The following is a 15364-nucleotide window of genomic DNA, read 5'->3' as shown; positions in this document are numbered from 1 at the left end:
CCAGGCCGACAAGTCTGGGATCAGTATACTACCATTACCACCACGCGTGGAAATGATGTACCGGGCCAATCCCCTCGCCTACCTCCAGCGTATCCGCCTGGGCTAACGCCGCCGAAAGCCAGGTTTTTGCTTCCTGTACCGTATAGGCCCAGTTGCTATGGCGCGGGCGCAGCGCCGCCAACGCCGCCGACAGCGTACACCCGGTGCCGTGGGTATTTTTGGTCATCACCCGTGGGGCGGTAAAACGCTGCTCCCCTTCACGGGTAAAGAGCCAGTCCGGGCTTTGCGCATCATCCAGATGACCACCTTTCATCAGCACGGCGCCACAGCCCAGCGCCAGTAGCGCACGCCCTTGTTCCAGCATTTCCTGTTCCGTGCGGGCGTGCGGCGCATCCAGCAACGCCGCAGCCTCCGGCAGATTCGGCGTGATAATCGACACCTGCGGCAATAACCGGCTGCGCAACGTCTCCACCGCCGACGGAGAAAGCAGTGGATCGCCGCTTTTCGCCAGCATCACCGTATCCAGCACCACGTTTTGCACCTGGTGACGCTGCAAACGCTCTGCAACAGCTTCAACAATATCCGTTTCCGCCAGCATACCGATTTTGGTGGTGTCGATACGCACATCGCTGAAGACAGAATCCAGCTGCGCTGCGACAAAATCGGGCTCAATGCGGTACACCGACTGCACGCCACGGGTATTTTGCGCCACCAGCGCCGTAATGACGGAGCAACCATACGCGCCCAGCGCCGAAAAGGTCTTCAAATCGGCCTGAATCCCGGCGCCGCCGCTTGGGTCAGTGCCTGCAATGGTTAACGCGTTAATCCGTTTCATACCTGCTCCTCCGCATTAAGGTGATACAGCGCATCAAGAAAAGCCGGAATAAAGCTCCCGGGCCCCTGACTGCGTTCGGCAGCAGACTGCCCGGCCTGTTTCATCCAGCTACAGGCTGACGCCACATTGTCCAGCGTATTTCCCGGCAACGCGCAACTGGCCGCCACAACCGCAGATAAGGCGCATCCCGTCCCGACAACGCGCGCCATCAGCACATCGCCGCCGGTAACGCTGACGGTACGCTGCCCGTCGGTGACATAATCCACCTCTCCCGTTACCGCAACGACGGCTCCCGTCTGACGCGCCAGCGCCTGAGCGGCCGGTAACGCCGATACCGCCGTATCGGTGGTATCCACTCCACGCCCGCCCGCCGCTAATCCAGCCAGGGCGAGGATCTCCGAGGCATTGCCGCGTATTGCCCTGGGATTAAGAGACAGCAGTTCCAGACAGAAACGGCGGCGATAATCGAGCGCGCCAACCGCCACGGGATCAAGCGTCCAGGGGGTTTTCGCTATATGGGCCTGCTCTGTCGCAGCGCGCATGGCCTCCGCGCGTGACCGGGTCAGCGTGCCGACGTTAATCAGTAACGCACTGGCGATAGCAGCAAACTGGCGCGCCTCTTCGGGCTCAATCACCATCGCCGGTGAGGCGCCTGATGCCAGTAATGTATTGGCGGTAAAGTTCTGCACGACGTCGTTCGTCATACAGTGGGTCAGCGGAGAAAGGATACGAAATTGTTGTAAGGTATGAGCCGCAAGCGTGCGGCTGTGCAGGTCAGGCTGCATGGTTCAGCTCCTGCCCGCGTGAAGAAGGGACACGAGCAGTGTCAGACTTCCCTACGCTGGCATTATCCAGATCAGGTAATACGGGTATGTCTCAGCCCTTCGTGAAAAGGGGCACCCCGAGTCGTTGAAACCGAAGCATTTATTATGCATGTTTCACCAACAGGATACTGGGTGCGTCAGGGGATGTAAATCAGCGAAATGCCGATATCGCTGGCTCCAGCGCAGGTCAGATAGTTCCCAAAACCGTCATTCGTGATGCGAACTGCCTACGGCATGTGTTGCTTGCGCGCGCTTTCGTTTACACTTTTTACGAAATTATTGGCGTGATAACAAAATAGTTCTTGTCAGACTTGCTGCACAGTGAGAATGATACACGACTGATTTTTATGACCCGAATACGTGGAGAGTTTATGGGTATGAAGAATAAATTTTTAATGGGCGCACTGCTGCTGGCAACCAGCGCAGTCTGGGCCGCACCCGCCGCAACGGGGATTGATCAGTACGAATTGAGCAGCTTTGTTGCCGACTTTACCCATTTCAAACCTGGCGATACCGTTCCTGAGCTGTACCGCACCGACGAGTACAATATTAAGCAATGGAAGCAACGCAATCTGCCAGCGCCCGACGCAGGAACCCACTGGACCTATATGGGCGGCGCTTATGTACTGATTAACGACACCGACGGCAAAATTATCAAAGCCTACGACGGCGAGATTTTTTATCATCGGTAAATGCTTTACTGTAAAAACAACAGATAAAACACGTCCTTTCATTCAGAAAAGGACGCGTTTTCAGAGAAATGATTTAATCATATGAAACAGCAAATATTACTTTGCTTTGCAAATTTCCAGGACGTAATGGTTCGTTGCTGACTCTGACATATTTTGCGGTAATCGGGATAGTATACTTATCCTCAATACTGGTCATTTTTACCATTGTTCTTAATATATCACCCTGCATTAAAGGCGTAGTACCTGAGCCACTGTATATCTGAAACCCCACACCTTTTGCACCCTCCGCCAGCGTATTTTTAAGTATCGTGCCGTTTTCATTCCAGTCACCATGAGAAACGTTGAAACTCACTGGATTAGTCGTAACATTATATACGCTATCACAGTTTAAAATCAGATTCGTGGTTCCTGTTTTCGTATTATTTCCGGTTATTATCTCATTTAATGTTGTTTCTGGCATCGCAATAACATATTGATTCTGTGAAAAATGGCAGGTCGTAGGTTTATGTTTTACTGTAAAAATAATGTTTTGTGAATAAGAAACATTACTGTTTAGCTTTCCCGTTATCCAACAAAGAATCCATGAGAAAAGATTATTATTACAGGTATTATCAGTAAGAATGCTGATAGCAGGACGGTTTAAGTTAATGCTATTACCTGAAACGGTTAAATCCGCAGTTCCAGACTTTATATAGTTCGCTTCAAGCGTAAACGACTTCGTATTGATCACATTATCTGTTGTAGTCTCCTGGTTACCAATCGTAACGGGAAAGCCATTTCCAGTCAGCTTTAATTGCATAAAAATGGATTTCTGCGACCCTGTCCCTTTAAACTCAACGATATAATTTTGTAAAGGCGTCGCATAATACATCTTGTCGCTTGACGCATTACAGGTAAACGTATCATGTAAATTAGTTTTGACAGGAATCACCGCAGCACCTGATGTCATATCTATTTCAATAGATTGTTGTGCGGTTGTGTTATTCCCTAGTGAACATTTAGCCTGTGATAAGACAGGGAATAACAGTAATAATATTAACCAATACTTATTCATAGCAAGTCCTTTTCATCGGCAAATATAGGTCTTATTCTCATCAATTATGCCATCAAAAGTAATAATGCAAAACAATCCTTGCTGTTTGTTTGTCGCGACTTTCAAAGAGGCAGGAACATTATCTGTACGGATAAAGAGGCGACTTCCTTGCCCAACTAAGCCAACATTTTTCCCGGAATGATCTTCTACTTCATAACCGAAGGTTAATGGAGAACCATCTGGACGTCGCGCCAGAAAATACCAGAGCTTGCGCCTGTCGGTTTCAAACTCAGCTAACACAACCGCACCACGATAAGGCACAATCCCCTTACGATTACCGCGTAGTTCGACATCACTGTAGGTATGGGAAAGATCCAACGTTAAAAAGTTTTCACGATATGGCGTCAGACTGTCATATATGGCATACCCATTCTTGTCCGTGGTCAGATAACGGTGACCTTGCACAGCTGCCCCTTCTAACCCAGGCGCTTTAATAATGGCAAGTGTATCTGAGAGGCGGTTGGTTAAATGTATGCCATCAGACCAGGCGACAATTCCCCCCTGGATATTCCCACCAGCCTGCCGGTATTTATTAGACTGGCTATAGCTGGCGCCTACCGTCGCAACCGGCGCTCGCCACGTCAGGTTTCCACCTGCGCTTGTTTCATTATTTTGCCGCTGATGCGCAAGATTCGCGCCATAGCTAAATTGATCTCGACCACCCGCAATGCCGCTTAGGCTGGTATTATTCGACTGATAGCCTTCGTTATCAAACGTCGTTGAGTTTGAAACAAAGAGATCGCGTTTCGTTGCCGTGACGCCATCGCCCCAGGAGAATGGGATGGAAATATAAATATTAAGACGCTTATCCTCCCGATTATCCTCATCATAACTCTGACTCGCAGACAAGGTATAACTAATACGCCGCCAGTCATTAGAATAACTCAACTGATAATCCTTTCCGCTGCCATTGCGTCCCCAATAATCACGCCATAATCCGCTCAGTGCCAGGTACCCCCATCCCTCTGGTAACCCCTGGTTTATATTGACAGAAAAACTATTCTTACGACCAAAATCATTTTGGTAATAATCAGTGATGTCATACACATCACTGTTATCCCGATGATAGCTGTTTTTATTATTCGCCCAGACATGATCATTAAATGAACGGTAATCACGTGAAGAATAACGATAGGCTGCTAACGCAAACTGCGTACCTGTTTGTGAAACATATTTATTCCACGCTATCTGATAACTTTGACCATTAAAAACATCACCATTATCCTGTTTACTATGAGACTGAGTGGCATCCACAGAAACAGCACCAATATGTGTATTCCACCCTGTGCCTAATGTAAAGGCCTGGTAATGGTCAGACAGCATAGTGCCACCATATAATGTCAGTAGATTATTTAATCCATACTGATAATTGGCTTGCAAAAAATCCGTCTGCTTTGTCGCGCCTTCTATATGGCTACTCCCTGCCGCAATATCGTATTTTGATACGCCAGACTGTAGCATATTAGGTACAGATGAATAAGGCACAAGATAATGGGAAACTGAACCATCAGCTTCTTTTACACTGACATCCAAATCGGCACCACCTCCAGCAAGCTGTAGATCGGCAATCGCAAATGGGCCAGGCGGAACCTCTTTTTGATAGACAATAAAGCCATTCTGTTCAATGGTTACTAAAGCATGACTTTGTGCAATACCACGAACAATGGGTGTAAAGTTTTGTTTCGAATTGGGCAGCATTTGCATATCACGCCAGATACGTATCCCGGTGAAACGTACAGAGTCAAACAGATCGGTTCCGGTATACATATCTCCGGCACGTAGCGTTCCTAATATTTCAGGGATGCCACGTTCCATATACAATGTATTATTTTTCCATTCTCCGCTGTCATCATTACTTTTCGTGAAGTTTGCATTCGAATGTAACTGCCAGCCAAACAGATTTAGCCCACTGTTCAGACTTACGTAGCTGCTTTCATCATTACCACCACTTTTATAATTACTGTAATACTGACTGGCATAATAAGACATGTATAGAGCATTAATGCCCCGATCCCAGGTTTCAGGTAACATATAACCCGGCTCGTATTCATTCACGTAGGCATGAGGCACCGTCAAATTTAGAGCAAACTGACTGATATCATAGCTAATATCCCCCCCCTGAACTGCGGCTCGTAGCGATACACAATCAACTTTCTTATCCACTTGAAGACCATCGGACTTAATACCAATCTGATGCAACTGAGCTATAGACAAGCAAGTATCATCAGGATCATCCTGGATATTTAATTCGTAACGGCCACGCCACTGATTGTTAAGATAAACATCCATATCATAAAGGCCCGGCATCGGTTTATCTCCGTCGATCTGATAACGGGAAACCTTTTCACCTTTTAATCCGCCAAACATAAAGTGTGTGTCAAATGTTTCGGTTTCTCCCCATACCGGGGATATCACCAGCACAGAAAGGATCGCTAACGTAATGGAGTTTATCTTTAACATAACCAATCCTTGGGCTATCTATCCGTTTTTACTTTCTCACTCAAATAATTACCATGATCATCAATAAGTGTGACAGTATAATGATTAACGCCAACAGAAGTGCTTACTAATTTATCTGACCAGGGTGCAAGCACATAAGTTTCTTTATTAATTTTGGTTTTTCCAACAATTTCAGGGATAGTAATCCAGTTTGCTGAATTATTTTTGATGTTTATGCCGTTGTATGATTTACTAATCCGCAGACGAGAAAAGCTATTTTTATCTACAGAAGAAATTCCTTGTGGACGGTAGATAAACTTCACACGGTTTTGCATCGCAAATTTGATTACATTTTTCCCTTCCGTTTCTGCTGAATTTGGCGGGATATCCAACACATTGAGAAAGAACAGACTTTCACGATCACCCGGCAATCTATTTTCAAGTAATTTAATCTTCAGTTGTTGGCCAGAACCCGCAATCACTCGGGCGACTGGCGGTGACAGAACAAATGGCACCTGAATTTTTTCAGGTGGCAAACTGGTATCGCCGTCATCAATCCATGACTGCACCAACGCGCTACGCGTACCTTCATTCATTAACTGTACAGTAATTTCTTTTTTCTGGGCTGGATAAATAATCCGTGTGCCGTAAATATAAATACCTGCCCACGCAGGCATTACAGCACCAGCCAACAATAATGCCATTATCTTTCTCATGGTTAACTCACCTTATTATCAGAGAAATCGGCGGCGACAAAACGCCGCCGACTAAAAGGGTGTGTTAATCAGTTACTACCGTCAGCGTCAAAGAGGAGCTCACCTCACCCGCTGTTACATTATTTTGTCCAGCCAGATTAGCATAACGCGCTGAGAAGCTAAGCTCATATTTCCCATCATCACTTTTTTCCAGAGAAATACCATTATCTGCATTAACCTTAGTCCCGTCATAATAGACAGAAAAACCAGCGCCATTGTTTGATGCAGTATTCCGTGTAACAGAGGTATGTGAACTATCAAACTGTGAACGGGAGAAGGTAATACGAGGTGCATTATCACCCGTACACTCAACTTTCAACGGCGTGATAGTGGAGTTAGAATATCCATCATAAACGCCGCCAGCATTCAGTATATTTAAACGGTCCACCCCCACCTGGTTCATATCAATCTTTGCAGTTGCATCACCAACAAATTTACATGTTGTGCCAACAACTTTACCCGTAATAATCAGTTCGCCATAATCTGCATCCGCCGCAAAAACCCCGGCACTCATAAAAATAGCAGACAATACGGAGGCAGCAATAATTGAACGTTTCATAGTATCTTCCTTAATAAATGAATTTCTATTTGTTAAGAGGGATTAACTCTTGAAACTAAATTCTCACACACAAAACGTTATCGCAATGTAAACGTGTTGTTTTGTTGATTTAAAACAATTTACAGAATGCAATATAATTACAACAAATAAGTTGTACTAATTATCATTTTTAGAATTTATTAATAATCGTGATTTATCATTAAATACATTCAAAATATAAATAAAAAAGCCCACATCATTCATGAAAATAATGTGGGCTTTCTCGTATTCACGTTATTTTAGTCGTAGCGGTTTAAGACTATCTGGCGAGCAGAGCCTCCAGGCAGAGTGATAACTTCCGTTACAACGCCTCTGACCGGCATTGAGGCCGTTTCTCCTGCGTTTGTCAGATAGGTGTTATTACCGCAACGCTGTTGCAACTGAGTATCCACAACGTCAGCGTGACAGGTGGGGGTCGTGACGCTTCCGCTAATCGTGAGCGTCGCGGTATCAGAAGCAAAAACAGGAGAACTCATTCCATAAGCCAGAACTATAATTCCCATCAGCAAAGGATTCTTCATGTTTAGCGTTAATCCTGTCGTAAAAGAGAGCACAGCACAGTTTATCTTCACGGGAAATTATGCTCGCTGGTTCATTGTAAGACCAATCGAGATAATAAATTAATAAGATAGCTATGATCAATTCAAATGATGTATTTGGCGATTTTTTAAGAAAAGCGCCCAAATAATGAAGGGAAAATAAATAATAGTGTGATGATTATTTCATTAATATATTCACCGCATCAATATATTTCTGATGCGGTGAATAGCAGTCATCCTGACGGTTCAGGCGAAATTAAACCGCGCGGAAAGCTATTTCTCCGGGAATAACCTCACCCTGCCAGTACAGTTGCGCCGCAACGCGCCCTGCCAGCTCGCGGTATATCGCGGTAAACTCACTGTCGGGACGGCTGATTACCGTCGGCGTTCCGCGATCGAGATCTTCACGCAGGCTGATATGCAACGGCATCTGCCCCAGCAGTTGAGTACGGTACTGCTCGGCCAGTTTCTGTGCGCCGCCGGTGCCAAAAATTGGCTCATGGTGACCGCAGTTGCTACAGATATGCATACTCATGTTTTCAACAATCCCGAGCACCGGTACTTCGACCTTCTCGAACATCACAATGCCTTTTTTGGCGTCAATAAGCGCGATGTCCTGCGGCGTGGTAACGACAACCGCGCCTGTAACCGGAATGTTCTGCGCCAACGTCAATTGAATGTCACCGGTTCCCGGCGGCATATCCAGTACCAGGTAATCCAGATCCGGCCACAACGTTTCCTGCAACATCTGCATCAGCGCTTTGCTGGCCATCGGGCCGCGCCATACCATCGCATTGTCATCCGTCACCAGATAACCGATGGAGTTGGTCGCCAGACCGTGAGACATAATCGGCGCCATATGGGTGCCGTCCGGCGAAGTTGGACGCTGATTCTCAGCCCCCAGCATGGTCGGGATAGACGGGCCGTAGATATCAGCATCCAGAATACCGACTTTCGCCCCTTCCGCCGCCAGCGCTAACGCCAGGTTAACAGCGGTAGACGATTTTCCCACGCCGCCTTTACCGGAACTGACGGCGATAATGTTCTTCACGCCGTTAATGCCAGGCTGATTTTTAACGCGCTTCAGCGTCGCGATGTTATGCGACAGCTTCCAGTCAATGGCTTTCGCGCCCGTAATCCGCAGTAAATCGGCGCTGCATTGCTCTTTTAACACCTCAAACGCGCTGTGCCAGACAAACGGCATGACCAGCTCAACGTGCAGCGTGTCATCCAGCCAGGCGACATGGTGCAACGCTTTCAACGTCGTCAGGTTATGCTTCAGGGTTGGGTGCTGAAAATTCGCCAGCGTCCCGGCAACCATTGCGCGCAGGGTCTCTGGTGATTTAGCCTGGGATTGTGCGTTCATCCCGACTCCTTTTTATCGTTATGAAAAGTACAATTGTAACTTTCTAGTTTACTCCTGCGGTAATAATTATTCATTTATGGTTTGATCCCCTTATTTCTTGGCGTAGTTATTACCTTTCAGGTAACATCAGAACCCCCTTTTACTAGAGAAGAAGTAATACCTACTATGACTCAAGTCGCGAAGAAAATTCTGGTAACGTGCGCGCTGCCGTACGCCAACGGCTCCATCCACCTCGGCCATATGCTGGAGCACATCCAGGCTGATGTCTGGGTCCGTTACCAGCGAATGCGCGGCCACCAGGTCAACTTCATCTGCGCGGACGACGCACACGGCACCCCTATCATGCTGAAAGCACAGCAGTTGGGGATTACGCCAGAGCAGATGATTGGTGAAATGAGTCAGGAGCATCAGACTGATTTCGCAGGCTTTAACATCAGCTATGACAACTACCACTCAACGCACAGCGAAGAGAACCGCGAGCTGTCCGAGCTGATTTACACCCGCCTGAAAGAGAACGGTTTCATTAAGAACCGCACCATCTCTCAGCTCTACGATCCAGAAAAAGGCATGTTCCTGCCGGATCGTTTTGTAAAAGGCACCTGCCCGAAATGTAAGTCTCCAGATCAGTACGGCGATAACTGCGAAGTGTGCGGCGCGACCTATAGCCCGACCGAGCTTATCGAACCGAAATCCGTGGTTTCCGGCGCTACGCCGGTGATGCGCGACTCTGAGCACTTCTTCTTTGACCTGCCCTCTTTCAGCGAAATGTTGCAGGCGTGGACCCGCAGCGGCGCGTTGCAGGAGCAGGTGGCGAACAAAATGCAGGAGTGGTTTGAATCCGGCCTGCAACAGTGGGATATCTCCCGTGACGCGCCATACTTCGGTTTTGAAATCCCGAATGCGCCGGGCAAATTTTTCTACGTCTGGCTGGATGCGCCGATCGGCTACATGGGTTCATTCAAGAATCTGTGCAACAAGCGCGGCGATCTGACCAGCTTTGACGACTACTGGAAGAAAGATTCTGACGCCGAGCTGTACCATTTCATCGGTAAAGATATCGTCTACTTCCACAGCCTGTTCTGGCCGGCCATGCTGGAAGGCAGCGGTTTCCGCAAACCGACCAACCTGTTCGTTCACGGCTATGTAACGGTGAACGGCGCGAAGATGTCTAAATCGCGCGGCACCTTTATTAAGGCCAGCACCTGGCTGAACCATTTTGACGCCGACAGCCTGCGCTATTACTACACGGCGAAGCTCTCTTCCCGCATCGATGACATCGACCTGAACCTGGAAGACTTCGTGCAGCGTGTCAACGCGGATATCGTCAACAAGGTCGTCAACCTGGCTTCCCGTAACGCGGGCTTTATCAACAAGCGTTTCGATGGCGTACTGGCTGCTGAACTGGCCGATCCCGCGCTGTACAAAACCTTCACCGACGCAGCAGCGGTCATCGGCGAAGCGTGGGAAAGCCGCGAATTCGGTAAAGCGATCCGTGAAATTATGGCGCTGGCGGACATGGCTAACCGCTATGTTGATGAACAGGCGCCGTGGGTTGTCGCGAAACAGGAAGGCCGCGATGCCGACCTGCAGGCGATCTGCTCGATGGGCATCAACCTGTTCCGCGTGCTGATGACGTACCTGAAGCCGGTTCTGCCAACGCTGAGCGAACGTGTGGAAGCGTTCCTGAACACCGAGCTGAGCTGGGATGCAATCGCGCAACCGCTGCTGGGCCACAAGGTTAACGCCTTCAAAGCGCTGTATAACCGCATCGACATGAAACAGGTCGATGCGCTGGTTGAAGCCTCGAAAGAAGAGGTGAAAGCGGCGGCGGCGCCGGTTACCGACCCGCTGGCAGACGACCCGATTCAGGAAACCATTACCTTTGACGATTTCGCTAAGGTCGATCTGCGCGTGGCGCTGATTGAAAACGCTGAGTTCGTTGAGGGTTCTGACAAACTGCTGCGTCTGACGCTGGATCTGGGCGGCGAAAAGCGCAACGTCTTCTCCGGCATCCGTTCCGCGTACCCTGACCCGCAGGCGCTGATTGGTCGCCATACGGTGATGGTCGCCAACCTGGCCCCGCGTAAAATGCGCTTCGGCATCTCTGAAGGGATGGTGATGGCCGCCGGTCCTGGCGGGAAAGATATCTTCCTGTTAAGCCCGGATGACGGTGCGAAGCCAGGCCAGCAGGTGAAATAAACAAAAAAGCCGGAGACATTCTCCGGCTTTTTTATTCCAGAACGCCAGCGAACCACGCCGGATGACGGTGCAAACACCTTATCCGGCCTACCGCTTATCTTATTACGCTTTCTTCTCGTGCTGACGCGCCGCCAGCCCGCGCAGGAAATAACGCAAGAACTGATCGCCACACTCGCGGAAGTTTTTATGCTCCGGGGCGCGCATCATCGCCGTGATTTCCGGCATCGAGACGCGGAATTTTTGCTCCGTCAGAATCGCAAGAATATCGTCGGTTTTCAGCGAGAACGCGATACGCAGCTTTTTCAGCACAATATTATTGTTAACGCGGCGCTCCGGCTCCAGCGCTGGCGCGGACTCATCTTTACCACGCTTTTCGTAAATCAGCCCATTCAGGAAAGCAGAGAGGATAATATCCGGGCAACGTTGAAAGCCCTCTTCCTCTTCTTTACGCAACCAGACAGCAATCTGTTCCGCAGTGGCTTCGGCATTACCCAGCGCCAGAATGCGCACCAGATCGTTATTGTTTGCTTTCAGGATGTAGCGCACGCTACGCAGAATATCGTTACTCAGCATGGGGCCTTCGGGTGTTAATGAGGCAAAAAATCATTTTAGCAGTCTTTTACAGCCCAATCGCCTCTTTTAAACTTTTCAGGTAGCGACGGCTGACAGGAACCGTTAAACCGTTGCGCAAAATCAGCTCGGCCTGACCATTATCCTCCAGACGAATTTCCTGCAACTGCGCCATATTCACCAGATACTGACGATGGCAGCGCAATAACGGCGTGCGGCTCTCCAGCGTTCGCAGCGTCAATTCGGTAAACCCTTCCTTCCCCTCGCTGCTGGTTACGTACACGCCGCTCATCCGGCTGCTGACAAACGCCACGTCATCCATTTGCAACAGATAAATACGGCTGTGTCCGGTGCAGGGAATGAATTTCAACGCTTGTTGATTTTCCGGCAACACCGAAACGTCCTGCATGTTTCGTTCCTGTCGCAGACGCGCCAACGTTTTCTCCAGCCGCTTCTCTTCAATGGGCTTAAGCAGATAGTCAAAAGCGTGCTCTTCAAACGCTTTAATGGCGTATTCGTCAAAAGCGGTCAGAAAAACAATGTACGGCCGATGTTCTGGATCGAGCATCCCGACCATTTCCAGCCCGCTGATGCGCGGCATCTGGATGTCGAGAAACAGCACGTCCGGGTGCAGCTTATGCACCGCGCCAATCGCCTCTACCGCATTCGAGCACTCACCCACAATCTCAATATCACTTTGTTCCTGTAACAGAATCCGCAGATTTTCCCGCGCTAACGGCTCATCATCCACAATCAGCACTTTAATCATGCGTTTTCCTCCAGGGGAAGTCGTAAGGTTATCCGGGTAAAGAGATCGGGTTCGCAGGCCACGTTGATGCCGTAATCATCGCCAAAGCGTTCGCGCAGCCGTTTATCCACCAGGTTCATCCCCAGGCCGCTGGCATTGGTCGTGGGCTGGTACAATCCGGCGTTATCCTCAATGTCCAGCATCAGGTGCTGCCCGTCCTGTCTGGCCGTAATGGAGACTTCGCCGGTGCCGAGCAGTTGCGACGTGCCGTGCTTAATGGCGTTTTCCACAATCGGTTGCAGAGTGAACGCGGGCAGTTGCTGGTGCGAAAGTTCCTCCGGCACGTTTAAATTCACCTGCAACCGCGCCTGGAAGCGCGCCTTCTCAATTTGCAAATAGGCATTCACATGCTCAATTTCATCGGCAAGGGTCACAATCTCCGAGGGGCGCTTTAAGTTCTTGCGAAAGAAGGTCGAGAGATACTGCACCAGTTGGCTGGCCTGTTCGCTGTCGCGGCGTACCACCGCTTTAATGGTGTTAAGCGCGTTAAACAGAAAATGAGGATTCACCTGCGCATGCAAAAGTTTAATTTCCGACTGTGTGAGCAGCGCTTTCTGGCGTTCATACTGCCCGGCCAGAATCTGCGCCGACAGCAGTTGCGCAATCCCCTCGCCCAGCGTTCGGTTGATGGAGCTAAAGAGCCGGTTTTTGGCTTCATACAGTTTGATGGTGCCCATCACGCGTTGGTTTTCGCCGCGCAGCGGAATCACCAGCGTTGAGCCTAATTTGCACTGCGGATGCAACGAGCAGCGGTAAGGCACTTCGTTACCATCGGCATACACCACCTCACCGGTCTCAATCGCTTTCAGCGTGTAGCTTGATGAAATAGGTTTCCCCGGCAGGTGGTGATCGTCGCCAATGCCGGTAAACGCCAGCAGTTTATCGCGATCGGTGATCGCCACTGCGCCGATGTCCAGTTCCTGATACAACACCTGGGCCACCTTCATGCTGTTCACTTCGTTAAAGCCCTGACGAAGGATACCCTCCGTGGAGGCCGCCACTTTCAGCGCGGTGGCGGAAAACGCCGAAGTGTATTTTTCAAACATCGCGCGTTTGTCGAGCAAAATGCGCATAAACAGCGCCGCCCCGACGGTGTTAGTCACCATCATGGGCGCGGCAATACTGCTTACCAGATGCAACGCATCTTCAAAAGGTCGGGCGATCAACAAAATGATCAGCATTTGCACCAGTTCAGCGACGAAGGTAATCGCCCCGGCCGTTAACGGGCTGAAGACTTTATCGGTGCGCCCGCGACGGATCAGCACGCTATGCACCAGGCCGCCTAACAACCCTTCGACAATGGTGGAAATCATGCAGCTCAGCGCCGTCATCCCGCCCATCGAATAACGGTGTAAACCGCCGGTGAGTCCGACCAGGCCGCCGACCACAGGCCCGCCCAGCAAGCCGCCCATCACGGCGCCGATCGCACGGGTATTGGCAATGGAATCTTCGATGTGCAACCCAAACCAGGTGCCCATAATGCAGAAAATAGAGAAGACGATATAACAGAGAAATTTATGCGGCAGGCGAACGGTAACCTGCATTAACGGGATGAATAAACGTGTTTTACTCATTAACCACGCAATGACCAGAAACACGCACATCTGCTGAAGCAGCAGCAACACCAGATTAAACTCGTACATACCCGCAAACCACACATCTCTTAAAAACGCGTAACATACATTGGCTGCGCTTATCTTTCTTTGAACTGTTGCAAAAAAACATGAATTCGTGAGAACGATCACTCAAAAGCGCACGTCAGGCCACAATCTCACCCGCACACTGATTAAAAAACAGACAAAACTACCTGGTTCGTAAAAGAGCGTCTAAAGTAAAACTGGGACCTCGCGAGCAAGGGTGAAACGATGGCGCTTTACACAATAGGTGAAGTGGCTTTGCTTTGTGATATCAACCCTGTCACGTTACGCGCGTGGCAGAGGCGTTACGGATTATTAAAGCCCCAGCGAACAGACGGGGGGCACCGCCTGTTTAATGACGCCGATATCGACAGGATTCGGGAGATTAAACGCTGGATTGATAACGGCGTGCAGGTCAGTAAGGTCAAGGTGCTGCTCAGCAACGATAACATCGATGTGCAAAACGGCTGGCGCGAACAGCAGGAGACGCTGCTGCACTATTTGCAAAGCAACAATCTGCATAGCCTCAGGCTATGGATTAAAGAACGTGGGCAGGATTACCCCGCCCAGACGCTCACCACGCACCTGTTTACTCCTCTGCGACGACGCTTACAGTGCCATCAACCCACTCTCCAGGCGCTGCTCGGCATCCTTGACGGCATCTTGATCAATTACATTGCGATTTGTCTTGCCTCCGCGCGCAAAAAACAGGGGAAAGACGCGCTGGTGGTCGGCTGGAATATTCACGATACCACCCGGCTGTGGCTGGAAGGCTGGGTCGCCAGCCAGCAAGGATGGCGCGTCGATGTGCTGGCTCACTCGCTGAACCAGCTTCGCCCGGAGCTGTTTGACGGCAGGACGCTGCTTATCTGGTGCGGCGAGACGCAGACGCCCGCGCAGCAGCAGCAACTCAATGCCTGGCGCGCGCAGGGGCACGATATTTACCCGCTGGGCCTGTAGCCTTACCGGATGGCGGCATCAATGCGTGATCAGACATTCTGCGCATTTA

General features: G+C 49.7%; 14 protein-coding genes and 1 riboswitch. Of the genes, 3 read left to right on the top strand and 11 right to left on the bottom strand.

All coding sequences use genetic code 11. The features are described from left to right. Window positions 1-34: 34 nt before the first annotated feature. Together thiD and thiM are read right to left on the bottom strand one after the other, a co-directional pair. Window positions 35-835 carry a bifunctional hydroxymethylpyrimidine kinase/phosphomethylpyrimidine kinase gene (gene thiD, locus OGX80_RS18355; RefSeq protein ID WP_115181408.1) on the bottom strand — a complete coding sequence of 267 codons (801 nt, stop codon included), beginning with the start codon at window positions 833-835 and terminating at the stop codon, window positions 35-37. Next, window positions 832-1620, bottom strand: a complete 789-nt coding sequence (gene thiM / locus OGX80_RS18350) for a hydroxyethylthiazole kinase (protein WP_115181407.1) — start codon at window positions 1618-1620, stop codon at window positions 832-834. The genes thiD and thiM overlap by 4 nt, the downstream gene beginning before the upstream one ends. A 31-nt stretch (window positions 1621-1651) precedes the next feature. Then, window positions 1652-1749, bottom strand: a riboswitch (TPP riboswitch). Window positions 1750-2030: 281 nt separating this feature from the next. Here thiM and rcnB point away from each other — a divergent pair. Beyond that, window positions 2031-2351, top strand: coding sequence for a Ni(II)/Co(II) efflux transporter accessory subunit RcnB (gene rcnB / locus OGX80_RS18345; protein ID WP_024130186.1), 321 nt, complete (start codon window positions 2031-2033; stop codon window positions 2349-2351). A gap of 73 nt (window positions 2352-2424) precedes the next feature. Here rcnB and OGX80_RS18340 read toward each other — a convergent pair whose 3' ends face one another. The 6 genes from OGX80_RS18340 to apbC form a co-directional block, all read right to left on the bottom strand. Further along, on the bottom strand, window positions 2425-3405 hold the full coding sequence (locus OGX80_RS18340; protein ID WP_115181406.1) for a fimbrial protein: 981 nt from the start codon (window positions 3403-3405) through the stop codon (window positions 2425-2427). A 12-nt stretch (window positions 3406-3417) separates the two neighbouring features. Then, a complete protein-coding gene (locus OGX80_RS18335) occupies window positions 3418-5904 on the bottom strand; it encodes a fimbrial biogenesis outer membrane usher protein (RefSeq protein ID WP_115181405.1) in 2487 nt (828 codons plus the stop codon). Between the two features lie 14 nt (window positions 5905-5918). Next, entirely contained in the window at window positions 5919-6599 is a 681-nt protein-coding gene (locus OGX80_RS18330; RefSeq protein ID WP_012131654.1) for a fimbrial assembly chaperone, read from the bottom strand. A gap of 64 nt (window positions 6600-6663) precedes the next feature. Next, window positions 6664-7197, bottom strand: a complete 534-nt coding sequence (gene yehD / locus OGX80_RS18325) for a fimbrial protein YehD (RefSeq protein WP_101744019.1) — start codon at window positions 7195-7197, stop codon at window positions 6664-6666. A 278-nt stretch (window positions 7198-7475) separates the two neighbouring features. Then, complete coding sequence (locus OGX80_RS18320) at window positions 7476-7757, bottom strand: YehE family protein (RefSeq protein WP_112001919.1); 282 nt, start codon at window positions 7755-7757, stop codon at window positions 7476-7478. Window positions 7758-8031: 274 nt separating this feature from the next. Then, window positions 8032-9141 carry an iron-sulfur cluster carrier protein ApbC gene (gene apbC, locus OGX80_RS18315; RefSeq protein ID WP_012131650.1) on the bottom strand — a complete coding sequence of 370 codons (1110 nt, stop codon included), beginning with the start codon at window positions 9139-9141 and terminating at the stop codon, window positions 8032-8034. Between the two features lie 165 nt (window positions 9142-9306). Here apbC and metG point away from each other — a divergent pair, with 165 nt between their 5' ends. Further along, entirely contained in the window at window positions 9307-11340 is a 2034-nt protein-coding gene (gene metG, locus OGX80_RS18310) for a methionine--tRNA ligase (protein WP_115181403.1), read from the top strand. A gap of 102 nt (window positions 11341-11442) precedes the next feature. On the opposite strand, the gene OGX80_RS18305 is transcribed toward metG, so the two are convergent. From OGX80_RS18305 to OGX80_RS18295, 3 genes are read right to left on the bottom strand one after another with little or no spacing between them, the layout of a single operon-like run. Beyond that, the gene (locus OGX80_RS18305; RefSeq protein WP_012131648.1) at window positions 11443-11913 is read right to left on the bottom strand and encodes a YehS family protein; all 471 of its coding nucleotides are present in this window, start codon (window positions 11911-11913) and stop codon (window positions 11443-11445) included. A 46-nt stretch (window positions 11914-11959) separates the two neighbouring features. Then, on the bottom strand, window positions 11960-12679 hold the full coding sequence (btsR, locus tag OGX80_RS18300; protein WP_012131647.1) for a two-component system response regulator BtsR: 720 nt from the start codon (window positions 12677-12679) through the stop codon (window positions 11960-11962). After that, complete coding sequence (locus OGX80_RS18295) at window positions 12676-14361, bottom strand: sensor histidine kinase (protein WP_012131646.1); 1686 nt, start codon at window positions 14359-14361, stop codon at window positions 12676-12678. Before OGX80_RS18295 ends, btsR begins: the two co-directional genes overlap by 4 nt. A gap of 222 nt (window positions 14362-14583) precedes the next feature. Between OGX80_RS18295 and mlrA the strand changes: the two genes are divergently transcribed. Then, a complete protein-coding gene (gene mlrA, locus OGX80_RS18290; protein WP_115181401.1) occupies window positions 14584-15315 on the top strand; it encodes an HTH-type transcriptional regulator MlrA in 732 nt (243 codons plus the stop codon). The last annotated feature ends 49 nt before the right edge of the window (window positions 15316-15364 follow it).

This window comes from Citrobacter sp. CK194, from assembly GCF_030333395.1.
Lineage (GTDB): Bacteria > Pseudomonadota > Gammaproteobacteria > Enterobacterales > Enterobacteriaceae > Citrobacter_B > Citrobacter_B koseri.
This window is presented reverse-complemented; position numbering and strand designations above follow the sequence as displayed.